At 34.6% G+C, this 25,448-nt stretch carries 22 protein-coding genes; 1 reads left to right on the top strand and 21 read right to left on the bottom strand.

Going from position 1 to position 25,448, the window contains the following annotated elements:
* Positions 1-40: 40 nt before the first annotated feature.
* Positions 41-865: a mechanosensitive ion channel domain-containing protein gene (locus RM542_RS05260; protein ID WP_311384665.1), complete on the top strand. Its 825-nt coding sequence runs from the start codon at positions 41-43 to the stop codon at positions 863-865.
* A gap of 2 nt (positions 866-867) precedes the next feature.
* Here the strand turns inward: RM542_RS05260 and tsaB are convergent, their stop codons facing one another.
* The 21 genes from tsaB to sprA form a co-directional block, all read right to left on the bottom strand.
* Positions 868-1,542, bottom strand: a complete 675-nt coding sequence (tsaB, locus tag RM542_RS05255) for a tRNA (adenosine(37)-N6)-threonylcarbamoyltransferase complex dimerization subunit type 1 TsaB (RefSeq protein ID WP_311384664.1) — start codon at positions 1,540-1,542, stop codon at positions 868-870.
* Positions 1,543-1,613: 71 nt separating this feature from the next.
* Positions 1,614-2,954, bottom strand: coding sequence for a TolC family protein (locus tag RM542_RS05250; RefSeq protein WP_311384663.1), 1,341 nt, complete (start codon positions 2,952-2,954; stop codon positions 1,614-1,616).
* Between the two features lie 28 nt (positions 2,955-2,982).
* On the bottom strand, positions 2,983-4,125 hold the full coding sequence (locus RM542_RS05245; RefSeq protein ID WP_311384662.1) for an efflux RND transporter periplasmic adaptor subunit: 1,143 nt from the start codon (positions 4,123-4,125) through the stop codon (positions 2,983-2,985).
* Between the two features lie 43 nt (positions 4,126-4,168).
* Entirely contained in the window at positions 4,169-5,431 is a 1,263-nt protein-coding gene (locus RM542_RS05240) for an ABC transporter permease (RefSeq protein WP_311384661.1), read from the bottom strand.
* Position 5,432: 1 nt separating this feature from the next.
* Complete coding sequence (locus RM542_RS05235) at positions 5,433-6,668, bottom strand: ABC transporter permease (protein WP_311384660.1); 1,236 nt, start codon at positions 6,666-6,668, stop codon at positions 5,433-5,435.
* A complete protein-coding gene (locus RM542_RS05230) occupies positions 6,658-7,362 on the bottom strand; it encodes an ABC transporter ATP-binding protein (protein WP_311384659.1) in 705 nt (234 codons plus the stop codon). Before RM542_RS05230 ends, RM542_RS05235 begins: the two co-directional genes overlap by 11 nt.
* 95 nt (positions 7,363-7,457) lie before the next feature.
* Positions 7,458-8,567 (bottom strand): efflux RND transporter periplasmic adaptor subunit, encoded by a 1,110-nt coding sequence (locus RM542_RS05225; RefSeq protein ID WP_311384658.1) that lies wholly within the window; start codon positions 8,565-8,567, stop codon positions 7,458-7,460.
* 29 nt (positions 8,568-8,596) lie between these two features.
* The gene (locus RM542_RS05220; RefSeq protein WP_311384657.1) at positions 8,597-9,856 is read right to left on the bottom strand and encodes an ABC transporter permease; all 1,260 of its coding nucleotides are present in this window, start codon (positions 9,854-9,856) and stop codon (positions 8,597-8,599) included.
* A gap of 17 nt (positions 9,857-9,873) precedes the next feature.
* Positions 9,874-11,124 carry an ABC transporter permease gene (locus tag RM542_RS05215; protein WP_311384656.1) on the bottom strand — a complete coding sequence of 417 codons (1,251 nt, stop codon included), beginning with the start codon at positions 11,122-11,124 and terminating at the stop codon, positions 9,874-9,876.
* Positions 11,125-11,229: 105 nt separating this feature from the next.
* Positions 11,230-11,451 (bottom strand): hypothetical protein, encoded by a 222-nt coding sequence (locus RM542_RS05210; protein ID WP_311384655.1) that lies wholly within the window; start codon positions 11,449-11,451, stop codon positions 11,230-11,232.
* Positions 11,451-11,981, bottom strand: a complete 531-nt coding sequence (locus RM542_RS05205) for a DUF420 domain-containing protein (protein WP_311384654.1) — start codon at positions 11,979-11,981, stop codon at positions 11,451-11,453. Before RM542_RS05205 ends, RM542_RS05210 begins: the two co-directional genes overlap by 1 nt.
* A complete protein-coding gene (locus RM542_RS05200; RefSeq protein WP_311384653.1) occupies positions 11,982-12,722 on the bottom strand; it encodes an SCO family protein in 741 nt (246 codons plus the stop codon). It abuts the gene before it with no gap.
* The gene (locus RM542_RS05195; RefSeq protein WP_311384652.1) at positions 12,703-13,335 is read right to left on the bottom strand and encodes a hypothetical protein; all 633 of its coding nucleotides are present in this window, start codon (positions 13,333-13,335) and stop codon (positions 12,703-12,705) included. The genes RM542_RS05200 and RM542_RS05195 overlap by 20 nt, the downstream gene beginning before the upstream one ends.
* A gap of 96 nt (positions 13,336-13,431) precedes the next feature.
* Entirely contained in the window at positions 13,432-13,815 is a 384-nt protein-coding gene (locus RM542_RS05190) for a cytochrome C oxidase subunit IV family protein (RefSeq protein WP_311384651.1), read from the bottom strand.
* Between the two features lie 51 nt (positions 13,816-13,866).
* Positions 13,867-14,841, bottom strand: coding sequence for a cytochrome c oxidase subunit 3 (locus RM542_RS05185; RefSeq protein WP_311384650.1), 975 nt, complete (start codon positions 14,839-14,841; stop codon positions 13,867-13,869).
* A 92-nt stretch (positions 14,842-14,933) separates the two neighbouring features.
* Positions 14,934-15,515 carry a cytochrome c oxidase subunit 3 gene (locus RM542_RS05180; RefSeq protein WP_311384649.1) on the bottom strand — a complete coding sequence of 194 codons (582 nt, stop codon included), beginning with the start codon at positions 15,513-15,515 and terminating at the stop codon, positions 14,934-14,936.
* An 8-nt stretch (positions 15,516-15,523) separates the two neighbouring features.
* Positions 15,524-16,423 (bottom strand): heme o synthase, encoded by a 900-nt coding sequence (gene cyoE, locus RM542_RS05175; protein ID WP_311384648.1) that lies wholly within the window; start codon positions 16,421-16,423, stop codon positions 15,524-15,526.
* Between the two features lie 139 nt (positions 16,424-16,562).
* Positions 16,563-17,267: an energy transducer TonB gene (locus tag RM542_RS05170; RefSeq protein WP_311384647.1), complete on the bottom strand. Its 705-nt coding sequence runs from the start codon at positions 17,265-17,267 to the stop codon at positions 16,563-16,565.
* Positions 17,268-17,336: 69 nt separating this feature from the next.
* Entirely contained in the window at positions 17,337-17,723 is a 387-nt protein-coding gene (locus RM542_RS05165) for a VanZ family protein (RefSeq protein WP_311384646.1), read from the bottom strand.
* The gene (gene gcvH / locus RM542_RS05160) at positions 17,716-18,096 is read right to left on the bottom strand and encodes a glycine cleavage system protein GcvH (protein WP_311384645.1); all 381 of its coding nucleotides are present in this window, start codon (positions 18,094-18,096) and stop codon (positions 17,716-17,718) included. The genes RM542_RS05165 and gcvH overlap by 8 nt, the downstream gene beginning before the upstream one ends.
* Before the next feature lie 139 nt (positions 18,097-18,235).
* A complete protein-coding gene (gene sprA, locus RM542_RS05155; RefSeq protein WP_311384644.1) occupies positions 18,236-25,447 on the bottom strand; it encodes a cell surface protein SprA in 7,212 nt (2,403 codons plus the stop codon).
* Position 25,448 lies beyond the last annotated feature (1 nt).

Genomic DNA, 25,448 nt, shown 5'->3' with positions numbered 1-25,448 from the left:
AATATCTTAAGCTCTATGTTGTCAGTAAACTAATAAAAATATGCTAGAGGAATTTACCAATTTAGAACAACACATTGAAAATGCTATCGATTGGCTTTGGAAACTAATGCCAAATATTATTCTTGCTCTTGTTTTATTGGTTGTTGGTTTATGGATAGTTCGGTTTTTAAACCGCATGGTCAAAAAGTTTTTTGATCATAAAGACTATGACCCAACGCTTGAAGGTTTCTTACAAAGTTTTATAAGCATTGCTCTAAAAGTAGTACTGTTTGTTTTAGTTGTTACACAACTTGGCGTCAAGACTTCTTCTCTTGTTGCAATGATTGGTGCAGCAGGTTTGGCTATTGGACTAGCCTTACAAGGGTCATTAGCTAATTTTGCAGGTGGAGTATTGATTTTATTATTCAAGCCTTTTAAAGTAGGGGATTGGATTTCTGCACAAGGTGTTGATGGGGCGGTAAAAGAAATAACGATTTTTAGCACTAAGCTAAACACATTTGGCAATCAAGTCGCCATCATTCCTAATGGGCAGCTTTCAAATGGGAATGTAATCAATTATAATGCCGAGTCAATCCGCAGAGAAAATTATATCGTTGGTATTGGTTATAGTTCTAATATAAAAACTGCCAAAGACATTTTACTGAAAATTTGTGAAGAAGATGAACGCATATTAAGTGATCCAGCTCCAGAAGTTTATGTAGGCGAACTAGGAGATAGCTCAGTAAATCTGACTTTACGCTTTTGGGCCCCAAATGAAGTATTTTGGCCAGCTCGTTTTAATGTTATTGAGCAATCGAAAATTCGTTTTGACGGAGCTGGGATAGAGATCCCTTTTCCCCAACGCGTTATGCATAGTTCTGAATAAGACTATGCCTTTTTGGTTTGCAAAACAAAATCTTTTAAATAATAAGGTTCAAAGTAAGCGACATCCTCAAAGTCGTTTACCTTGAATTTTTTATACGATAATCTTACCATTTCTTTAGCGGAAGGAATATTATTAGTATGAAATATCATATTAGGGGATTCTAAAATGGTTTTACACTTTTCTGAGCCATTACCAACTAAATGAACCTCTTTATTTTCTAAATAATCAGAAAAACTACTTTCATCAATAATCTGCGCTTGTGTATTGCGAATCTCTTTTAAATTATGATCAAAAATGCAAGAATAAACCTCCATTCTTCGAGCGTCTAATAAGGGTATTATCACGGCATCATCTACTACTACTATTTGTTGCGCCATGCTTTCAAGAGTTGGTATTGAAATCAATGGTAAATCGAGAGAAAAACATAGCCCTTTAGCAGCGGAAACACCTATTCTAAGCCCTGTATACGACCCTGGTCCTTTACTTACCGCAATAGCATCTAAATCAGAAAAACTTAGTGTAGCTTTTTTTAAAACCTCTTTAATAAAAACATGTAGTTGTTCAGAATGAGAATAATTAGGTGTATTTTCTTCTAATAATGAAATACATTCTCCATTTACGCCTATACTTACCGAGCAGTTTGTTGTTGCTGTTTCTATATTTAAGATAGTCCCCATGATTGAAGCGAATATAGAAAGACCTGTTAAGTATAAAAACTTAACAGGTCAAAATTTATTTAATGTAATTATTAATCTAAAGAAAGTGGAATACCGTAAAAGAATTCAAGTATCTTAATTCTAAAAATATAATCGTATTTGGATCTGATTAAAGTAGCCTCGGCATTATCAACACGTGCCTGAGCTTGTCCAAAATCAAATGCGTTCAATAATCCAGCATCATAACGTTCTTTCGAATATTCATAGGCTAAGCGACTTGACTCCAAAGTTTTACCCGCAGCTTCATAAGATTTACCAAAAGTATTTACATTTACGTAAGCCTGTTGTATGTCTGCTTCTAAGTTCAACTTATCTTGTTCAAGTTGTAACTCAGCTTGCTTCAATGAAATTTGAGACCTTTTCACGCTATTTCTTGTGCTCCATCCATTAAAAATTGGAATGTTTAATTGGGCACCATAGGAAATACCATCATTAATCCATAACTGATCTTTAAAACCAATTAAGTCACCAGTTATAGGGTCTAAAAATTGATCCGAATATCTTGTATTATAATTAAAAAATGCGCTTAAAGTAGGATAATAACCACCTTTATTAATTTCAACATCTTTTTTAGCTAATTCCACACTCATTTCAGAAAACTTAATATCATTTCTAAAGGTTAATGCTTTATCAAAAATAACTTTTGCAGAATTATCTAAAATATCAGATGGAGGTACATCAAAAGTTTCATTAGCTATATCAAAATTTTCATAATCAGTAATTTGCAACAATTGCGCTAAGCTTACTCTAGAAATAAGTACTAATGCCTCATTATTTACTATTTGTTGTTCTTGGGTAGCCGCAGTTGCTTCTATTTCTAACAAATCACCTCGCGGTAAAACACCAGATTCTACCAATTCCTTTGTTCTATTTAAATCTTGCTCTGTTACTATATACTGTGCTTTAGAAACCTTTAGAGCTTCCTTATTAGACAATACAGATAAATAAGCATTAGCTACATTCAAACGTATATCATCTTTGAGATCTTCAAGTCGGTACTGACTTGCTAAGGCATTCATTTTTGCTCGATTAAGACGATTATAATTTCGTAAACCATCAAATAAATTCACCGCAGCGGTTGCATTTCCTGAAGATGTTAAAATTGTTGTCGTTGTAGGCTGATTATTTGTTGGATCAAATGATAATCCAGTATTACCAGAACCACTAATCTGTGCATTAAAATTTGGTAAAATATTACCAATTGCATCAGATTTATCAATCTTAGCATTTTCTAAATCAAGCTCAGATTGCTTTACAGATAAGTTATTTTCTACTGCGTATAAGACACATTCTTCGAGTGTCCACTGTTTCATTTGTGCATTTGTGATGAACGTAGCACAAACCACTAATAATATGGTGATTTTTAATTTCATCCGTTTTTTGATTTTCGTTATTGATTGATTATTCTTCTGATTCTTCACCTTCCTCTTCGTCTTCAACACCCTTCTTAATTGGTTCAGTTTTATTCCATTGCTTGACCTCATCATTCTCTTCAAGACCTGATACAATTTCAACATTGACACCATCGGAAATTCCAATTTCAATATCTCTCCGCTCAAACTGTTGTTCACCTGTTGCGACCTCCACGTATGGTTTATTGGTTGTTTTATCAAATTGAAGTAATGACTCTGAAATTACCATAATACTATCTTTCTTTTCCAAGATTAACGAAGCATTGGCACTATAACCCGCACGAATTAAAAAGTCATCTTCAACCACAACATCACCTTCAATTTTAAATTGAACAGCACCAGCTTCTTCAACTCCTTTAGGGGCTATAAACTTCAGTTTAGCTTCAAAAGTTTTATCTTCAATAGCACCTAAACTAATTTCAAGGGGCATTCCAACTGCAAGTTTACCAACTTCGCCTTCATCAACTTGACCTTCAAAAATCATGTTACCTAAATCAGCAATAGATGCAATAGTAGTACCATCATTAAAGTTGTTACTTTGAATAACTTGATCACCTTCTTCAACAGGAATTTCTAGAATAGTACCGTTCACAGTAGCTCTAATATTTGTATTAGCGCTAGAAGAGCCACCAAAAGATCCTTTTCTAATGATTTGATAATCATTTCGAGAATTCGTTAACTCTTGCTCGGCTTGCTCATAAGCTAGTTTTAAGGCAATAAAATCTTGATTGGATACAACACCTTTATCATACAAAACTTTATTCCTATCATATTCGATTTTGGAGTTATTCAAAGCCAATTCAGCATTACGAACTCTACCTTGAGCTTGGTTCAAAGTCTGCTCATTAGGCACCACTTTAATAACTGCGATTAAATCTCCAGCATTTACTTTCACACCTTCTTCAAGGTATATTTTTTGAATGATACCAGAAATTTGAGGCTTAATCTCAATTTCATCTTCAGGAATTACTTTACCTGTAGCTACTGTTTTCTTTTCTATACTTGCGGTAAATGGTTTGTGAGTATCATATTCAATAGCAGACTTGCTATTTGATTTCATAAAAAATACTGCAGCCCAGAGTGCTCCTAATATCAATACTCCAAGACCGACCCATTTTAAAATTTTCTTCATTTTAGTGATTGTTTAGTTATGTAAAAATGGTTTTTTGTTCTAATTATTCTTCTCTTAATGCATCAATAGGTTTGATACTAACCGCTCTTTGTGCAGGGATTAAACCTATAAGCACCCCCAATATTACCATCAGTAATAATGACCCAATAACGTAGGGAATTGGCACTGTTGGATTGGCATATGGAAAATCTGCACCTTGAGTAAACATATCTATAATTTTTAAGGTAAATGCACCTGCAATGATTCCAATAATTCCAGCCAATAAGGTTAGAAATAAGGATTCAATGATAATTTGATTTCTTACTTCAGCAGGTGTGGCACCTAATGCACGGCGTACACCCAGCTCTTTGGTTCTTTCTTTAACAGAAATCAATAGTATATTCCCAATACCAATGACACCTGCCAAAATAGTAGCAATACCTACTATTAAGGAGAGAAAAGTCATTCCGTTTGAAAAGCCCATTATTTTATTGAAGATTTCACCTAGATTAAACGAACCAAAAGCTCTCTCATCTTTTGGGTCAACACTATGTATTCCCTTTAGCACGGATTTAATGTCCTCTTCAACTTTTATAACATCAGCATCATCATAAGCTGCAATCGTAAACCAAGAAACGTTATCACCTGTATTATACAATTTTTTAAATGTGGCAAATGGGATAAAAATGTCGCTATCACTTTCAAAGCCACCACCTGGCGTGAATTTATGAACCCCTACAACTTGAAAATTGATATTATCAATCTTAATATATCCACCAATAGGATTTTCATCTTCGTCAAAAAGCTCTCTTTGTGTTCTTTCACCTATCACACAAACCTTTCTTGCCTGTTGAATATCAGCATCATTAATAAAACGACCTCCTTCATAAATTTTCTTAGTTGCTATTTCAGCAAATGCCGGAAAATCTCCATAAACAGAATAATTTCCAGATTTTAATCCTCTAGTTATAATACCGGGACTAGAACCAAAAATACCTTTTACATTACGTGGTGCTATTGTTTCAATTTCAGGAACTCTGTTGTACAAAACATCGACATCACCCAACTTCAATTGTATTTGACGGCCTGTTTTGAAACCTGCGTACGGCATACTCGTTGACTGACCCCATGCAAAAAGACTATTCTTAGCAATGGTTTCAAACTGGCGCTCAAAACCATTATCCAAACCTTTTGATGCGCCAGAAAGTCCTATATAAATGTAGATTCCTACAAATACTCCAATCATTGTTAAAAACGTTCTCAATTTATTTTTTGAGATGGATTGAAAAATTTCTTGCCATGTATTTCCGTCAAATAACTGTCTCATATTATTCGTCTCTTAGTGCTACAATTGGTTTTATCTTAGCAGCTCTACGCGCCGGTATATACCCCGCTATAGTTCCACAAATGATTAATAATATCGTTGCAAATATTGCAGTCCCAGTTGCTATATATGGGTTGGTAATAAAGTAGTCGTCTTCCAAGGTTTTTCCTCCAATTTGAGCAAGAACAAAAACCCCAATCAACATACCTACAAAACCTGAAATTGTTGTAATAAAAATAGATTCAAACAAAATTGAATTTGTAACTTTTCTTGGTGTCGCCCCTAGCGCTTTTCGGATTCCAATTTCTTTCGTTCTTTCTTTTACCACAAAAACCATGATATTACTAATTCCAATAATACCAGATATGATAACCGCAAATGCAATAGCAGATATAATTATTTGAAGTACCCCTGCAAATTGTTGATTCTGTTTAAGATTATCCGCAACATTTCTTATGAAAATACCATTAGGATCAGCCGGACTGATATATTTTTTATCCCTAAGAAAAGCGTCTAACTTTTTTTCAAAAGCCATAGCTCCTGCATATCCAATTTCTGGTCTAAATGCCAAAATAATTTGGTCAATTTTATCGGTGTTTTTTTCAATTAACTGTCTTGTGGTATACGGAATGTAAATGTTTCTTTCTTCATTGTCACCACCATCATCTTGAAAAACACCTATCACTTTAAAAACACTGCCTCCAACATCTATGAATTTACCAATAGCATCTTCCCCTAAGAATAAATCACGCTCTACCAATCGCCCGATAACTGCATATTTAGTTCTATTTTTTACATCCAAATTATTGATGTAACGACCCTTCATAATAATAGTCTTCTCAGCGAATAAATGTGCTGGACCAACGGCTCTTGTATTATAATTATCTGACTCTTCTTTATATGTTACTAATGCGTTTCGTTGAATACGCGGAGTAATATATTCCATCAACATAGCGAAATTCTCTTCTATGTCTTCTAAATCTTGATTTTCAAATTCAATTCTTCTATTGGCCTTGTAACCTTTAAAAGGAATAGTGGTTCTGCCTGGAAAAACAAAAAACACATTAGTGGCATCATCACCAAAAAATTTAGCAAAAGTATTGTTCAACCCATTACCCATACCGAATAAGGTCACAAATATGAAAATACCCAAAGCTACCGTAAAACCTGTCAAGAAGGTTCTCAACTTATTTTTTTGAATAGTTTCAAAAATTTCTTTCCAAGTATCTCTACTGAACATACTGAGCGGCTCTTACTTGTTTTACTTTTTTATCTTCAACAATGACTCCATCTTTTAAATGTATGACCCTTTTACACATTTCAGCAATATCTGGTTCGTGAGTAACTACCAAAATAGTGTTACCCTCGTCATTAATTTTTTGAATTAAATCCATTACCTCATATGAAGTTGTGCTGTCTAGTGCACCCGTAGGTTCATCTGCCAATAATACTTTAGGTTCAGCTGCCATTGCTCTTGCAATAGCAACACGCTGTTTTTGACCACCAGACAACTCACTTGGCAAGTGTGTTGCCCATTCTTTAAGTCCTACTCGATCTAGATACTCAATAGCTTTTTCTTGTCTTTCTTTTCGAGCCACTTTTTGATAATACAAAGGCAAAGCAACATTTTCCATTGCACTTTTGTAATTAATCAAATTAAATGACTGAAAAACAAAGCCTAAGAACTTGTTTCTGTATTGAGCAGCTTTGGTCTCAGTTAGGTTTTTTATTGGTACATTATCAAGAGTATATGCACCAGAATCGGCTTCATCTAACATCCCTAAAATATTCAGTAATGTTGATTTACCGGATCCCGAAGAACCCATTATGGCTACTAATTCGCCAGATTCGCAAGAAAAATTGATTCCTTTTAAAACGTGAAGAGAATTACTTCCCATTTTATAAGATTTATGAAGGTCTTTGATTTCGATCATGATTGGTTTATTAGCTATCTGAATGTAATCCCTAATAGGACTAGCAAGTTGTTAATTTGTTACAAGAATTATTTAAAAGTTTTGTTAAATGATTACTAACCCTCTTCTTCAGGGCTTGTTCCATTCCAAATTTTTATTTTATCACTTTTCACGAGGCCTGATTTTACCTCTACAAAAATGCCATCACTAACACCCAATTCAATATCCTTTCTTTCAAATTGTTGTTCTCCAGTTTGTATTTCTACATATGGTTTTTTGGTATCATCATCAAATTGAACTAATGCCTCTTTAATAGCCAAAACACTATCCACTTTGGCAAGTATAATGGAAGCGTTTGCACTTAAACCAGCTCTAATAAAGGTAGTGTCCTTCTTTTTTAAAGTACCTTTAATTTCAAATTGAATAGCGCCATTTTCTTCTTTCCCTTTTGGAGCTATATAATCTAATACTGCATCAAATACTTTATCTTCAATAGCACCAACTGTTATTTCTAAAGGTAAATTTTCAGCGATTTTACCCACTTCGGATTCATCAACCTTTCCTTCAAAAATCATTTTCTCAACGTCAGCAATAGCCGCAATAGTTGTTCCTTCATTAAAGTTATTACTTTCAATTACCTGATTACCGACCTCAACAGGTACGTCAAGTACCATACCGCTTACTGTAGCCCTGATTAAAGTATTAGCTGCGTTTTTAAATCCGCTAGTTGTGCCCGTATTTACAATATCAAAGCGTTTATTGGCTGCACGATAAGCCTGTTTTGCTTGATCATAGGTTACTTGTGCTCGATCTAAATCTGCCTGAGAAATAACTCCTTTATTAAAAATAGAAAGCTGTCTTTCATAATTTCGTTTTTGATCATCAAGATTTATTCTAGCATCATCAATGGCGTTTCGCGCATCATTCAGAGCATTTAAATTTGGAACAACTTTTATCTTTGCCAAAAGATCACCTGATTTTACATAATCTCCTCCTTCGACATAAACCTCATCTATAACACCTGAAATATTTGGTTTAATTAACACTTCTTCTAGTGGTAGAATACTTCCTGTTGCAACCGTTTTCTTTACAATAGTTTTAGTGGCTAATTCTTCAGTTTCATAGATCACTGGATCTTCAGAATTTTTTTGATATAAGTAATACATTGAGCCTCCAAAGGCAATAATGATTATTAATAAAATAATAATGGTTACGGACTTTTTCATGTTTTAAAATATAATTTGATTGATTGATTTTATTCTGTTCTTAAAGCATCAATAGGTTTTACTTTAATTGCACTCTGAGCGGGTATGAACCCTGCTAATAGACCTGAAATAATTAGTATTGTCAACGCTGCTGTTACGACTCCAATACCCACACTAGGATTCAAAAACATATCCACAGGACCTACACTATCTAATAAGGTATTGATTCCGAAAATAAATAACGAGCCAAATATGATTCCTGTCATTCCGGAAATTATTGTCAAAAAAATAGACTCCATTAATATTTGTTTCTTAATAGACCATGGGTTCTCACCAAGTGCTCTACGAATACCAATTTCCTTTGTTCTTTCTTTTACTACAATTAACATGATATTACTGACACCAATAACACCTGAAATTAAAACCAGAGTTCCAACGATTATTGCTATCCACCTCATAGCTGCAAACAAACTTTCAACTCTATTAAACTCTCTATATAAATCAAAATAACCAATAGCACGTTCATCATCTGGGTGTACTTTTCTACTTTGTTTTACAGTGCTCACCACATCAGGCAATAAATCAGAAATTGACTTACCATCCTTAGCAGTTATTGCCATCCATCCTACATTATCTGCTCTATTAAAGGCTTGAGAAAAAGCTGTAAAAGGCACATAAATTTGTCGCTCACTATTCTGTCCACCACCATTACTTGATTTTTCTTTGTAGGTACCTACGACCATAAAATTGACGCCTTGAATTTTAAGGTATGTTCCTAAAACGTCTTCATCTTCTTCGTACAAATCTTGCCTAATACCATCACCTATAACAACTACTTTTCTTTTTTGAACAATATCATTATAATTCAAAAACCTGCCTTTAGCAGTATACATAGAATTTTGATAAATTATCTCCGGATAATCACCAAAAACTCTGTAAGTACCGCTTTCAGTTCCGTAAAAAACATTATCAACTCCTGTTGTTGTTCTTAACCCATTTCGTGGAGAGACTATTCTCAAATCGGGAACATTGTCCTTAATCAATTGTACATCACTAAGCTTGAAATTAAAATTTCTTCCTTCTGGCAATCCTTCATAAGGCATAGTTGTACTTTGGGTCCACATAAACATGGTGTTAGTAGCCACTCCACTAAAGTCTTGTTTAATTCCGTTTTCTAATCCTTTACCAGCAGATAGTAGAATTATTAAAATTAAGATACCCCAGAATACACCAAAAGCCGTTAATAAAGTTCTGAACCAATTTGCTGTTAGTACTTCTAATATTTCTTTCCAACGATCTCTATTAAACATCTTTAGTTCTCTTTTGGTTATTCATCTCTTAAGGCATCAATAGTATGAACTCTAACTGCTCTCCATGCCGGAAAAAAACCGGCTATAGCACCGGCTACCACTAAGACAATAACAGTTGCAAATGCTACTTGAAAATTAACAGATGGATTTAATACATAGTCAATTTCAATATTAGGTCCAACAATTTCTAAAAGGGCCATACTCAAAATTAAACCTGAAAATCCGGAAATTGCTGTTACGAAAATCGACTCATGTAAAATCATCGCTATGATACCCAGAGGTTTTGCTCCCAAGGCTTTTCTAATACCAATTTCACGTGTTCTTTCTTTCACAACAATCATCATAATATTACTCACGCCAACAACCCCAGCTATGATGGTACAAACGCCAACAAACCAAAAGAAAAATTTGATATTCCCAGTAAGGGCATAATAACGCTTGGCCTCTTCAATAGGGTTCCAAACTCTTATAGCTCTCTCATCTTCAGGTGAAACCCCATGAACTTCATTGAGGTAACTCTTCATTTCTGTCACAAATTTTTCAGAGTTAGCTACTGTTTCGCCAATAGACCCTTGGTCAGGCAACATATAATTAAGATTATTAATTTTATCACCTCCATTAAAGGTCAGCTGCGCAGTTGAAAGGGGAATAAATATTCTTTCTTCTTCACCTTCATCATCTCCATATTCTCCAAAAACTCCAATAATCTTGAAACCTGCTCCAGAGATGGTGATATACTCTCCCAATGGAGAATCCAGATCTGCAAAAACCTCTCGCTTTATTTTATTGCTAATTACAGCGACTTTACGATTGTTATGAACATCAGCTTCATTAATATAGCGACCTTCAGAAAGGTATTCGTTTTCAATAGTTTGTAAATCTGGTGTTGTACCAGCCACATTATAAACTAGAAGATTATTATCGTATACTACCTTGACATTTTGCGGAAAGTAAAGCACCGAAGCTTTTTCGTATCCTTCACCCATTTGATTGGCTATGACATCGTAATTTTCATTCCTTAGTTGTATTCTTCGACCGGGATTCAAACCTTTATATTCAATTGTTGTTCTCCCAGGCCAAACCCAAATACTTGTCGCAGCATCGCCTTTAAACTCGGCCTCAATACCATTTTGCATACCTTGACCAAAACCTAATAAAATAACTAAGATGAAAATACCGGAGGCAACAGATACACCTGTTAGAAAGGTGCGTAACTTATTCTTACGAATAGTATCAAATATCTCTTGCCATCTTTCGATGTCAAACATTGGGTTGGATTTAATTGATTGATGAAATACGCTAGCGTACATTATTAAGACTAACGGGAACCCGAAATGTTACAGTTTTTTGAAAAAAAATTAAAAAAAATTGAATTAGCTATTACGAAGCTTTCTGTAAATGAAGTAAAACAAGCCTCCAACCAAAACATAAGGTATAGCCATAAGGTAAACGATACCATTATTTATGCCTTCTGCTTGACTATTATCGGATTCACTTTCAAGTGCCGCTCTGCACATGGCACATTGCGCTTCAACATCATTTGCAATGAGAAAAAAACTAGCAAAAACCAAAAATATAGTGACGCTCTTGTTCATTAGCTATAATAAGGTGAAATCATTAGATAAACTACAACGCCAGTTACAGCTACATATAACCAAATTGGAAACGTATATTTTGACCATCTTTTATGAGCTTCAAAATCTCCAAGGTAAGTTTTGCTGTAGGTTATTAACACCAAAGGAATTATAGCTATAGACAGTGTTATATGAGAAAATAATATAAAAAAGTAAACATATCTTATAAAACCCTCACCACCAAAAGGGGTCGATTCTGAAGTCATATGATAGGCCACATACATCACCAAAAATAGTACCGATAATACTATACAAGTAGTCATCACATTTTGATGTAATTTTTGTTTACCATTTTTAATAGCAAGTACTGCAATAATTAACAGTATAGCTGTAAGTCCATTTATACCTGCGTAAATTGGAGGTAAAAAAGTTAAAGGCTCTACATTTGGTATTTTATAACCAAATAAAATTGCTACTACCAAAGGTATAGCTACTGATAAAATGGTAATCCAAATTTTAATCTTCTTTTCATTCTTTGCAACTGCTTCCATCTATTCTGCTAATAATTTTTGAATATCCTCTTTTAAAATTGTTATTTGTTGTGCTTCACCCTCATTGTTTACACCCTGTTGTTCCTTAATTGTTCCTCGATAATATATTAATGGATTACCAAACCTGTCAGTTCGTGAACGAATGTAGCCCTGCTTATCTACTAAGGCAAACATGCCTGAGTGCTCGAAACCACCAGGAGCGTCATCTACCTCATTAGCCAATATATAAAACCCTTCGCGAGCTAGATTATAAATTTCTTGCTGATCACCTGTCATTAAATTCCAGTTTTCATTAGTAATACCATACCGTTTTGAATACCTCTTTAAAACTAAAGGCGTATCATATCGAGGATTAATGGTAAAAGATGCAAAGCCCAATTCCGTATCAGAAAAAGTGTTTTGCAACTCAACCAAATTGGAGGTCATTACCGGGCAAATAGTAGGGCATGTAGTGAAGAAGAAATCAACGACATAGACTTTACCTAAATAATCCTTATTTGAAACCAGAACACTGTCTTGATTCAAAAATGAAAAATCAGGCACTTTTCTTTTTTGCCCATTACTAACAATATAAGATAAAGGTGAAACAACAACTGTACTGCCAAGTCTATCATTTTCTACAACCGTGCCTTGTTTTAAACGCTTTGTAATTTCATATACGGCAAAGACACCAAAAATTAATATGATTGCTGAAACCCAAACGTAGGTGTATTTCTGTTTTTTATTTGCTCCTGTCGGCATTGTTCTTTTTTAGCGCTAAGCGGTACTCAGCAAGAATGATTTTCATATCATCTTCCATCTTATTATTCAAATCTGCTACAGATGTTGTATTAAAGCCATATTTAGTGCCCAAATCTTCATCATCATCACGCCCCCTTAAGTTTCTATCTTTATCAATAATAAATACCTGAGGTGTTCCTAATTGAGCATCTAAACTTGTATTGGTTTTTAAACTATCAAAAAGAGATTGGATTTCATCCGGACTTGCGAAGACAAAGTTCCATTTATCGACTGGCGATAATTGACCCAACTCGGTTTTTAATTTTTTTACATCCTCCTCTTGTCCAATCGGTACAACCATAACCAATTGAAAATCATTAAACTCATGAAACCTTTTGTAGATTTTTTGATTTAGGTTAAATGCATTACCCTTGCGCTTTTCAACATTTGAACCTAAAAATCCTAAAATAGTAATCTTATTTTGTAAAGTCACAGACTTGTCTAAATGGACAACATTATCAACTTGTGGAGTTAAGACAGGCAATTTTCCAAAATTATTGACACCAGAGGCAAAAAATAAGTACGCCACCAAAGGAAAAATAAACAATACCACTAAGACTAATGTTTTTTTCATGGAGCTAACTTAAAACAAAGATTATTTCAATTGTAAAAATAAAAAAAGACGGTTATAAAACCGTCTTAAATACTATCAATAATACCAATGGGCTATCTAAAAATTCCAGGCAAAAAACCCATTTGTAAATACCTCATATATATATGTAGCTTCTAGAAGCAATATAAAAACCAAATAAGAAACCAGAAAGATTGGTGTCCAAACAATAGCTCTTCTCAGAGAACTCTTTTCATCTCTAAGATGCATAAAATCCCATGCTATGTAATACGCCTTTACTAAGGTTAGAATAATGAATATCCAATTCAATAATTTCATTCCTAAAAAAGACGTTTTAATCAAAAATTCAGGTTTAACAATACCCAAACCTACCTCAACAGCGGTAACAATAGTCAAAAAGATTAGAACACCCCAAATCTTTTGAGTGTTTGACTTAAACTTTAATAAGCCTCTGAAAATTTCTAATTTATGCTCGTGTGCCATGTATGTGCGTTATTATAAAGATTCCCATGTTATCGGGAAGACAACTTATTGTTATACCAAATAAAAGAATGTAAATACAAATACCCACACTAAATCTACAAAGTGCCAGTATAATCCAACTTTTTCAACCATTTCATAATGCCCTCTTTTTTCATAAGTACCAAGTATGACATTAAAAAATATAATTACGTTAATCACAACTCCTGAGAATACGTGAAAACCGTGAAAACCTGTTATAAAGAAGAAGAAGTCTGCAAAAAGTCTACTCCCATATTCGTTTCGAATAAGATTTGCACCTTCAACAACTCTCACTGCATCGGTTAATCGACCTAGAGATTCTTCTCTGTTTAATAAAGTCTTTTCTCCCTCTTCATTTATAGTCTCTGTTCTTATCAGAATGTTAGGGTTCGCCTTAAAACCAGCTATAACTTCATTTAAAGATACCGTTGGTAACGAAGCTTCCGATGTGTACCAAACTCCTTTATCAGGTGTGTCTTGTACTCTATCTTCTTGAATTGTTGTAGCAAACGAAGTAATGGCAGCTCTTTCTCCAGTATCAGCCTTTACAAATTGTAAGACACGACCACCTTTGGTTTCTAAAGCTCCGTAATCACCTTTAATGAATGTTGCCCATTCCCAAGCTTGAGAACCAACGAAAATAGCTCCACCAATAATAGTTAAAAACATATACCATATCACGGCGTTCTGTTTCATTTTATGACCTGCGTCCACAGCTAAAACCATGGTTACAGAGGACATAATCAAAACAAAAGTCATAAATGCCACATAAATCATAGGATAGTTACCATGGAAGAAGGGCACGTGCGTAAAAACCTCATCGGCTATTGGCCAAGTTTCAATAAACTTAAATCGTGAAAATCCATAAGAGGCAAGAAAGCCTGAAAAAGTCAAGGCATCAGAAACTATAAAAAACCACATCATTAATTTTCCGTAGCTCGCTCCTAGTGGTCTATTGCCACCATCCCAAACGTTTTCTTCATTACCGGTAGTTACCGTTGTATCCATAAAAACAATCGTTTTAATAAAACTTTAGCAAAAATACATCTTTTGCTGTATTGAAAAAGTCATTCTTTCTAGAAAACCAATCTTTCTAGTATTTATTTTACAAAAAACATGAATAGGATTAAATAAACCCATAAAAAATCTAAAAAATGCCAAAATGTTGCCCCTAATTCTAAGCCCAACATATTTTCAGAAGTATACTTACCTCTAACCTGTTGAACAATAACAACCAAAAGTGAAATCAAGCCCGCCACCACGTGTAAAATATGAACAAAAGCTATTAGAAAAATGTACGACATTTTAATATTACTTGTTGGCCCAGTGAAATAATAGCCGCTTTCTAACATTTGAGAAAAACCAATAAACTGTAAAACGATGAAAGCAACTCCTAAGCCAAGTGTTGTCCATAAAAGTAATGTTGCCTTTTTCTGGTCACCATCCTTGACGCTTTTCTTGGCAAAATAGTAAGTCAAACTACTTATAATTATTAAAAGCGTACTGACAAAGAAAGCTTGAGGTAAATCAATGTTATCAAGCCAATCTTTTCTCTTACTACTTACAATATAAGCACTAGTCCATCCAGCAAAACCCATAATCAAACTAATGATACCAAACCATAGCATCATTTTCTTTGCTCTATTATTCTTCTCTTGTGGTGTTCCTTGGGTTAAATCCATATCATTAATCAAATAAACTTATCTATAACAAATACAATCTGCATTAAAGTGATATATGATACACTTGCCAGCATCAGTTTTCTGGCAGATATATTATCTCTTTTTTCATATAACTTAAAAGCAAAAATTAACATTGCTACTCCCATCAAGAAAATGATGATTGCGGCAATCACTGAAAGTTCTAATCTACCGGTAAAGCCAAATGCAGGCATTATAGAGATAACAATCATCCAAATTGTATACAATATAATTTGTAAAGCGGTTCCTGTATCTTTCTTACCAGTAGGAAGCATTTTAAAACCTCCATTTTTATAATCTTCATCCAACATCCAACCCAGTGCCCAAAAATGAGGAAACTGCCAAAAAAATTGAATCATAAATAAGGTGCCTGGTTCAATTCCAAAATCATTAGTTGCGGCAACCCAACCTAACATAAACGGAATGGCGCCAGGAATTGCACCAACAAATACTGATAAAGGAGTTTTTGTTTTTAGTGGGGTATACAGACTAGTGTATAAAAAAATTGAAATTGCTCCAAAAAGAGCAGTCTTAGGGTTTAAAAAGTAAAGTGAGACTACTCCGAGGATGGTTAAAACGATAGCGATGAGCAAAGCATTCTTTCTAGTCACTCTGCCAGCTGGTAGAGGTCTATTCTTAGTACGTTGCATCAACGCATCTAAATCTTTTTCTATTATTTGATTGTAGGCGTTAGATGCGCCCACCATGCAATATCCGCCAAACGCTAAAAGAAGAATTGAGACAAAATCAACTTGATAAGCTCCTAAAAAATAACCAGCTATAGAAGAAAAAACGACACTAACGGCTAAGCGAACTTTAGTAAGTTCTTTAAAATCAGACATGGTCATTGACCATGTTGCTTGTTTTATCGTTCCTGCAGCTGTTTTCATAATGGCTTGCAAAGATAAGGTCGCATGATTTCATTTGCAACGAATTGAATATGTTTATCTTATTTAGGTATAGGGCTTCAACCAAACAAAAAACCCTTACCAAAAAGTGGTAAGGGTTTTAAAAAATTATATATAAAGTTTACTGCAACTTAAATGTAATTGGAATACTAAAAGGAACTTTTACCGCTCTTCCACGTTGTTTCCCTGGAGTCATTTTAGGTAATTTGTTGATAATTCTTAAAGCCTCAGCTTCTAAGTTTTTATCTGGTCCACGCATTCTAATGTTTCCGATACTTCCATCTTTCTGAATAACAAAAACTACACTTACACGACCTTGCACACCCATTTCTTGAGCAATTTCAGGATAACGGAAGTTCTTACGAATATGTTTTTGCATTTGTTCTTGAAAACATTGCTTCTTATTACTTGCGCCTTCACAACCTGGAAAAACAGGCACATCTTCAATTACAGCAAACGGAACTGAGATATCTTCGTCAATCTCTTCAACCTCTACATCTTCAACTTCCATAACCTCTTCTTCTTGGCTAGTCTCAGTTGATTCAATAACAGTTTCTTCAACCTCTTCTTCGTCTTCCACGACTTCAATAACTTCTGGAGCAGCAGGTGGCGGTGGAGGTGGTGGAGTTTTAATTTGCTCCGTCATTGGAACCTCTTCGTCCAACTGATCTTCAATATTTAAGGCAATATCATAATCATTACCCTTATCATATTTTTTCCACTCTAAACCTACATAAACAAGCAACATAACTGCTGCAAGGCCAATTACAAAGTAAAGAGCACTATTTCTGCCTACATCAGCTTTCGGATTCTTCTTTGGTTCCATTTGTTTAAATTTTAATGTTCGCTAATTTAATTATTAATTCGATATATAAAAACCTAAAATGCGTCATTTTTACTTTGCAGTGAGTGAAAGGTACTTTTTAATGAGTAAAACACCTGCTAAGGCACCTATTGTATTCGCAAGTACATCCCAAATTTCTGCAGCGCGATCAAAAGGCATTACAAATTGCAAAACCTCAATTAATATGCCATAAATAATAGAAAAAAGAACCAACTTACTGAGCGTCTTTTTTAAATTAAACACATCATTTTGATTTTCTTTAAAAGAAAACACACCAAAAATGACAAGTACACAATGAAAAATAAAATGGACTATTTTATCAAAATAAGGAATATTGATTCCGCTTGACACGTCTTCTGAAAAAGAAAATAAGCTGGCAAGTGTTATTAAAACCAGCCAGCTTACAAAACTTATTGTAAATAAATGCTTTTTAAGCACCTATCAATTCTTTGTATTCAGCGTCACTCATTAATTCTTCTATTTCCGCTGGATTGCTAAATCTTATTTTCACCATCCATCCTTCTCCATAAGGGTCTGAGTTTACTTTTTCTGGTTCATCTTCTAAAGCTTCGTTAAACTCAATCAGTTCACCAGTTAAAGGAAGAAACAAATCAGAAACAGTTTTTACAGCTTCAACGGTACCAAATACCTCTTCTTTGTCTAAAGTTTCGTCAATAGTTTCTACTTCTACATAAACAATATCACCAAGTTCACCTTGAGCAAAATCAGTTATGCCAACGGTCGCAACATCACCGTCTATCTTTACCCACTCGTGGTCTTTTGTATATTTTAATTCTGATGGTAGATTCATCTTGTTCTATTTTGTCTAGTAACAAATGTAAACGTTATAATAAAGGTTTTCAAAAAATTGAGGACGAGATTTTAATTAAATCTGCAACTAAATAAAAGACCTTTAAGTTGCTCTGCGCTTTCTTTAAATAAAGAAAACATTAATTACCAAAATTATACCTTAGAGTGAAACCTGCATTGACCGTAGTTTGTGGAAAGGCAGTTGATACTTTAAATTGAGAAAATGAGTGGTCGTAAAAGAACAAAGCATTTAAGCTTTTACTTAAAGCATAATCCGCAGTAAACTTTATAGACCATAATTCTTGACCCGCTGTAATTTGATTGTTATCTATATCAAGATTACGAATCAAGGTGATATTATCACGTAACGATAAATCTGCTTTTAAGTTCAAATCGCCCTTTAAACGAGTTTTCTCACCACCAATATTTGCAACAAATTTTACGTCTTTAAATCGATACCCAAGTCCGACAGTATATTCCTTACCATTAATTTCAGTTAGTAGGTTATTGTCAAAACTTAAAGAAAATGTTCTATCCGTTCTGACTTCAGCCAGGACACTCATTGAATTTTTCATTTCAAAATCCATTCGAATTAGTGGATTGAACTCATCATTCAAGACAACATTATTAATGATATTTTCTGATAAAATATTTCCTGTTTCAGAATTTACAGGAGCGAAACCGTCTTTAATGAGCTGATTACGTTCTAAATTGGTTTGAAAAGAATTAATACTATATGCAGAACGATAACCATGTTGAATAGAAAAACGTTTAAATTTTTTCTTAAACCACTTGTTCTTCATTAAACCGGTATACTTAATATTCCAGTTAGGTATCGGAATTTCACGAAAGGCATCTAGGTTAACGCGGTCTACATCTTGTCCAGTTATAGCAGCAAAAAATGCAGGCAATAAAACATCTTGACTCGTTTTTCCATAACCAATAGGAAAACCATCTTCATCAACCCCAGTAACATTCGCATTACGATCAGACACTATTCTATTCGCAATTGTAATTCGGTTGGCTTTGAATTCTTCAAAAGTCGCAGAATCAAATTCATCGCTTTTTCTAAAAGCCGTTCCAATCATCATTGTTGAGATACTGAAATTTCCAAAATTATTGGCCAGTAATTGATTGTATTGCAATCCTCCATTTATATCATCCGGTATTACCTCAAAGGTTTCTTGAAGGCTATTAGAAATTTGTCTGTCAGCGGTTAAATCAATGGTTAAATCTTGAGTAGGTTGAGCGGTAGCTGTAATGCTCAGTTGTTTTGAATTATTCTGTAAAAATTGTGAATTGAAACCATCAAACTGAGTTAACCATCCTCTTTTAGCTGCTTCAAAACGCACATCACGTTGACTACCAAAAACAAAACCTAAAGTAGGCCGAGCCGTACCTAAAAAGCCTATAGATTGAGTATAACCAGGTAATACTTTTCCACGATTTTCACTATAATTAATATTAACACGTTTGACCATGGTCAATATATCAATAGCAGTATTCAAGCCTTTACTTGTTTTCTTCTTAGGTTTTTCATCTTCGCCATCAGCGGTGTTACCCGCTTTATCTCGTCTTGCTCGTACAGCTGCTGCAGCTTCTTTTCCAGTCCTTTTTTTAAGACCCAGATAATCATAAAAGCTCTGCATGGTTAAATTTGCTGTCAAATTATGAGTGCTCGCGTTCTGAACGGTATTAATATCTTCTCCCGCAACCTCCAACAATGCATCACCGCCGCGTTGCCAATCAAAATTACTGGTATAAGTATACTGTGCGTTAATAAAATTTAAGAATGGAAATTTACTAAAAGGCAATTCATAATTCAATTGCATTTGTTGCGCATGACGGTTAGGCTCACCAATATCGAAGAAACCATCCCAAAGATTAAGAGAATCTTCAATTAAAGGTCTTCCTTCATTATCAACATCATTGCTAAAATAATTACGTACAATATTGTTATTTGAAGTAGTAAGATTAATTCGTAGCGATTTACTCAAACTATAGTTTAAGGCATATTGCCAATTGAACAAATAATTACGCTGTTGCAACAAAGGCAAATCCAATGCCTCAATACCGGGCTCTAGAACATCACGAAAACGTTGCTGATTAAAGGAACGATTGTAATTAGCATTAACCGAAACACTGGTTGGCAAAAGATTGAAGTTTAAGTCTTTCAACCACTTCCAATATTCACTGGTGAACAAGGAATCTTTTTTGGCGAATGGAGCAACAGGTGCAGGTTTAAAATTATGATTGTAAACAAAACCAGTAGTCACATTCTGATCTCTCAAATTTGCTACTTCAAAATCTCTATGATTTGTCTCATTATAAGAGTAATTGAAAGTGAAATTTTCAATATCATAAAAATTCGCATCAGCTTCATCTCCCCTATTTTTTCGCACTCCAATTAAATTTATACTTCTTCTTTTGGTATAATCTTCAGCTTGCTCAAGTATAGTTTCAGCTTCTTGTTCCGTATCAGCAGCAGCAATTCTATCATCTAATTTTAAATCATCATAAACAGGGTCAAACTCAGGTGTTATAACCGTTTCAGAAATTCCATAATTAAAGGGAATTTGGATTCCCCACTTTTTTGGTAACAACTGCCCTACATTAACATTCGTAACAACATCATAAGAAATAGCATCTTCTCTAGCCCTTTCATTTGGCATCTGGTCAATAGACCCAAAACCAGATGTACTCGTGCTACCTGTTGCCGTTACATTTGCAAAATCAGCCATATTAGCGTCTAGTGCTGCGATAGCAGCCCAACCGCCATTATTATCTAAACCAGCTAAACGTAATTCATTAAACCAAACTTCACCTTGAGCTGGCAGGTCATCAATGTTTTTAATACCAACCATCATACTTCTAATACTACCTAAAGATGGATTACCACGAATACCTATTCTTACTTGGCCAAGTGTTCTAGGTGAGAATTCGTCAACTGCCACAACTTCGCCACCTTGAACTTCATAATAATTGATATCGTTTAAACTTTGGTTGGCTATACCCAACGATTTGACTTTATTTAAATCGGCTAGTACAATCTCTAGTTCATTTACTTCAGGCCAAATTTCTTCTGCCGATGAAGACCCAAAAGGTGTAAATTGTAATGGTAATTCTAACTGATAAAAATTTTCCGAAAAATCTGTTCCAATTCTTAAAAAACCTACTAAAGGAGTATCATCATCTGAATAATCGGTATTTAATATTTTTTCGGCATGCATGAACATTTTAATCTTTTCATACTGACGAACATCAATATTCACATTCTTAAATACTCCTCGGGAATCTTCAGATTCCAAATTTTCAACCACAAAAGAAAGTGATTGTTCATTTTGGCGAATAATCGTGTTATTATTATTGAGTTGTTCTCGAATAACCCCTGGAGGTAAAACATATGGGATTGGTATTCTTCCACTATTTTCCTCAATATTTACGGTGTTTACATCAGTAACCGTTCCATCATCTGCTGGATTGTTATCAATATCCAGATCTTGCAATGTGTTCGTATAAGTTCTCCAATCTCCACGGACCAGATCAAGAGTTGCAAAACGAAGCACAACATCATCTGTAAACCCAGTCATGTACATTCTCATGAAACTGACAGATCTAAAATCGGTAATACCTCCAATAGCACCTGTAAAATCGCTTAAAGGAATCTTATATTGAATCCACCTGCGATTTAATTGGGTATTGTTAGGTAGCGTCGGGGTTTGTCCTTCACGGATATCAGTAACGTATTGGTCATCTATGGTAGTATTTGGTTTGATTTGAATACGATATTCATAATAACTATCAACCGTATTCATGGTCAAATCGCGATCTACATCTTCCACATCAGGAAGCGTTGTAGACCCCCTATTGGTATTTGTAACTTCTACTGGAGAATTACCTTCAGGATTATTAAAATCTAAATATCTTTCTAAAACTCCACCTTCGCGATTCAGATAGTATTGGTAATCATCAAGTGCAGGGTCATTTGGTGATTCAACTATATTATTCGCATAAATTAATGGGGAAGTCTCATCATCTGGGTCTATTCTCCTAGTGAGTTCTTCGTCGCTTGACAAGCCATCAAAACCAATATCTTGTTGTGTTCTATTGTTTTCATCCGCATCAAAAGCATATACCAAAGATTGTGTTGAAGGTACTTGCCCCCAAATAGTTGGTCTTGGTGTTTCTGTTGAGGTTGTACTCGGTAATCCGTTTTCGTACTGTTTTCTTCCATCAGGTAAAATGTCTTCGGAAATATTACCTAAATTAAGTACTAATTCACCAATATTAGCACCAGTGGTCTCTCCATCAACATAAGGGTCTAAAACCCAAAATTGAACGAATTCAACATTTGACTGTTCAAAATTTGTACTACTTAAGGATCTCATTATACCGGCCCAGTTATCTTGAGGAACGGCTCCGAAACCATCACTAGCATTATAAGGTCCTTTTTGGGTTGGATAATACGCTAAATCTAAAGTTCCTTGAACCGTAGTTTGTCCTTGTGCAATATCAACTTGCGGAAATACCTCATCAATAAAAACCCTTCGCGTTGAGTTTAAAGATATATCGCCATCCGTAACACCATCTGGTCGTTGGTTGGTGTAAAATATTGGATCAATAGTATACCAGGCTAATTTAGCTCTTTCAAATCCAGCTGCTAAACCATCCTCATCATTTGGCACACCAACTGGTGGACTAGCTAAAGACCAACCTAAAGAAGAACGAATATCTATTAAAGCCTGAGCCCCTTCAAAATCATCTAGATACGTAGTTGTTTCACCCTGAAAATCAGCGTTTTTAGGTGAATTAGGCGTTAAAGCTGCTATTTCACCTCGTATTGAAATATTGGAAGGAACATCGGTGTCAATATTTGGTAACTTATTGGCTAACCTTGTTAAAAATGGAACCTCAGTACTAAAATTACCATTGAAACCATAAATAGTATTATTAACTGGTTCCACACCAAAATTTGATTTTTGAGTTAGAGGTCTTTCATTTAAGTTTAAAAGCGTACCTCCGATAACAAAGTTTTCGCTAATCTTATGTTCAACATTTACTCCGGTAAATCTTCTGGTTTGCTGTCCGAAAACTGCATTATTTTCTACTGAAATATTAATTGGTGTATTGGAGGCTTCTAAACTAGGATCTAGTAACTGAACAGTACCAGCTTGGTAATTTACAGTATAATCAATACCCTCTTGTAATTGTCTACCACCCGCAGTAACTCTAACAGAACCTCGAGGAACATTAAATGCTCCGATAGGAATACCATTATTTCCTTGAGATTTATAACGACCTTTTAATTGAAACCGGTTCTTTTCAGCATCTTGTAAAGAGGCTGCTTTTGTCTTAGCATACATGTTTCTAAAAACATAACGCTGTTGATTTTCATTATAACCTTGATCGTTCTCAACTTCATAAGTACCACCACCGAGTTCGTTAAATAAATATTTACCAAACGGTTCAACTTTTGTAAAAATAATACGCCCACTTTGCGTATCAACTGTGATTCCAGGGACGTAATCAAAAAATCCGTCACCGCCTGGCTGCACATCATTATAGACATTTAAGCGGTCAAGATTAAAAATATTTAATAGTATTCGGTCTTCAAAACCTTCAGGCCAACCCACATCTGGGTTAACAGGTGTAATGTAGTTTCTAGGGGTTGGATCTGAATATAAAATATTCAACTTAAAATCTTCTTGACTCAATTGAAAAGCACCTGTCGAATAAATATTTTTCATCATCAAATCCCAAATAGGATCACTGACATTTGTGATATTACTTTTCAATAATTTTAGAATCAATGTATTGTTTTCTATAATAGGATTTGCACCACCAGAAACGGTTGTAGCGTCAATGCCTCCATTAGCAAACTCACCTACTTGAAATACATCACCGTTAAAAGTATATTGAAAAGCAACCCCTAAAACCTCATCATTACTTAATCTTTGATTTAATGAAATATATCCTAATTGAGTATCAAACTGATAATCTCTACCTAATTCTAATTTTCTAGCATTTTCTAATATCGCATAATCGAACCCTTGATTTGGGGTATATCCATTTGAAAAATTAAAACCATTATCAACAGTAGCAATATCTCGGATAGCGCTATTGAGCACTCCACCTGCATCAATTAAAGCAGGGTCATAATCATTTGCTCCATTTCGAGGTAAAGCACCTATATCAAAAATATTAAAGAAACCGGCCGGAACTTGACCTTCACGACCTACTCTAGTCTTCTCTTGCCCATCAGGTCCCAATTGTGCTTCACCTAAATCTTGGAGGGCTACTATATTTCGAACATTTAACGTCTGTTGATTTCTATTTGTCACCCATACTTCTAATCGGGTGATTTGAACTTGACTTTGGATAAATGGGTAATTAGTAAGAGCAGCATCATAATTATCTCTAAAGTATTGGGCGAGAAAAAAGTGTTTATCTTCATCATAGTCTAAGGCTGTTAACGCAAATTCATTCAAGGTGCCTCCACCCTGAGCTACAACCGTATTATTCTGTGAGCGCTGTTCAGAAAAAACTGCTGTCACTGTAGTTTTTCCAAATTGCAATTGTGTTTTTACACCAAATAGACTTTGAGCGCCGGTAATCAATGAACTATTGAGCGGCATATTGACATTACCAACTTCTATTGAGCGTAAAATATCATCCTCGGTTGGCGTATAATCTAACTTGACTAGATTTTGAAAATCAAAAGTGGCCTCAGTATCATAGTTAGCTGTTACTTGTAATCGTTCGCCAACCTTACCCAGCATACTCAAACTTATACGTTGATCAAAATCAAAAGATAAATTTGTTCGATTCCTTGGAGACAACGCAGGATTATCATTTTTCTGCCAAATAATTCCTAAGTCCATCGCGACAGAACCTTGAGGTATTACTTCAATAGTATTACCACCAAAGACAGATTCAAAAAAGTTGCTGTTGACATAAAAATTTGGAAGTAGATTTTTCCTCGCTTCTTCACTTCCTTCCTTTCTACCAGAAAAAGCATCAATCTTTTCTTTGAAGTAAGATTTCATGCTCTCTTTTCTAACCAATTCATAATATTGGTCAGGAGTAAGAAATAAAGGATAGTTCACATTAAAATCACCAACACTTTCGGTATAAACATAGCGATCAATTTTAGAATCGTAATTGTATTTTGAAACAATGCTATCTGGATTGTCTAACAAGATTTTACCAAGAGTAAAACCTGTCTTAACCGAATCAACAGGTTGCTGATTGGTTTCTTGGGCTTGCAAAGATGCAATACCTAAAAAAAATATTAATAAGAAAAAACCCTTAAACCAATAAGGCTTAAGAGATGCTTTTACCCCTCTTTTCAAA

Source organism: Croceitalea sp. P059, from assembly GCF_031846365.1.
In the GTDB taxonomy this organism is placed as follows: Bacteria; Bacteroidota; Bacteroidia; order Flavobacteriales; family Flavobacteriaceae; genus Croceitalea; species Croceitalea vernalis.
This window is presented reverse-complemented; position numbering and strand designations above follow the sequence as displayed.

Excerpts from the sequence above, each read along its gene's own strand:
- RM542_RS05185 (WP_311384650.1), bottom strand. The coding sequence starts at position 14,841 with ATGGATACAACGGTAACTACCGGTAATGAAGAAAACGTTTGGGATGGT.
- RM542_RS05235 (WP_311384660.1), bottom strand. The coding sequence starts at position 6,668 with ATGTTCAGTAGAGATACTTGGAAAGAAATTTTTGAAACTATTCAAAAA.
- RM542_RS05245 (WP_311384662.1), bottom strand. The coding sequence starts at position 4,125 with ATGAAGAAAATTTTAAAATGGGTCGGTCTTGGAGTATTGATATTAGGA.
- RM542_RS05230 (WP_311384659.1), bottom strand. The coding sequence starts at position 7,362 with ATGATCGAAATCAAAGACCTTCATAAATCTTATAAAATGGGAAGTAAT.
- cyoE (WP_311384648.1), bottom strand. The coding sequence starts at position 16,423 with ATGAAAACAGCTGCAGGAACGATAAAACAAGCAACATGGTCAATGACC.
- RM542_RS05200 (WP_311384653.1), bottom strand. The coding sequence starts at position 12,722 with ATGCCGACAGGAGCAAATAAAAAACAGAAATACACCTACGTTTGGGTT.
- RM542_RS05210 (WP_311384655.1), bottom strand. The coding sequence starts at position 11,451 with ATGAACAAGAGCGTCACTATATTTTTGGTTTTTGCTAGTTTTTTTCTC.
- RM542_RS05215 (WP_311384656.1), bottom strand. The coding sequence starts at position 11,124 with ATGTTTGACATCGAAAGATGGCAAGAGATATTTGATACTATTCGTAAG.
- RM542_RS05170 (WP_311384647.1), bottom strand. The coding sequence starts at position 17,267 with ATGGAACCAAAGAAGAATCCGAAAGCTGATGTAGGCAGAAATAGTGCT.
- RM542_RS05260 (WP_311384665.1), top strand. The coding sequence starts at position 41 with ATGCTAGAGGAATTTACCAATTTAGAACAACACATTGAAAATGCTATC.
- RM542_RS05205 (WP_311384654.1), bottom strand. The coding sequence starts at position 11,981 with ATGGAAGCAGTTGCAAAGAATGAAAAGAAGATTAAAATTTGGATTACC.
- RM542_RS05225 (WP_311384658.1), bottom strand. The coding sequence starts at position 8,567 with ATGAAAAAGTCCGTAACCATTATTATTTTATTAATAATCATTATTGCC.
- RM542_RS05190 (WP_311384651.1), bottom strand. The coding sequence starts at position 13,815 with ATGGCACACGAGCATAAATTAGAAATTTTCAGAGGCTTATTAAAGTTT.
- gcvH (WP_311384645.1), bottom strand. The coding sequence starts at position 18,096 with ATGAATCTACCATCAGAATTAAAATATACAAAAGACCACGAGTGGGTA.
- RM542_RS05220 (WP_311384657.1), bottom strand. The coding sequence starts at position 9,856 with ATGTTTAATAGAGATCGTTGGAAAGAAATATTAGAAGTACTAACAGCA.
- tsaB (WP_311384664.1), bottom strand. The coding sequence starts at position 1,542 with ATGGGGACTATCTTAAATATAGAAACAGCAACAACAAACTGCTCGGTA.
- RM542_RS05195 (WP_311384652.1), bottom strand. The coding sequence starts at position 13,335 with ATGAAAAAAACATTAGTCTTAGTGGTATTGTTTATTTTTCCTTTGGTG.
- RM542_RS05240 (WP_311384661.1), bottom strand. The coding sequence starts at position 5,431 with ATGAGACAGTTATTTGACGGAAATACATGGCAAGAAATTTTTCAATCC.
- RM542_RS05180 (WP_311384649.1), bottom strand. The coding sequence starts at position 15,515 with ATGGATTTAACCCAAGGAACACCACAAGAGAAGAATAATAGAGCAAAG.
- RM542_RS05250 (WP_311384663.1), bottom strand. The coding sequence starts at position 2,954 with ATGAAATTAAAAATCACCATATTATTAGTGGTTTGTGCTACGTTCATC.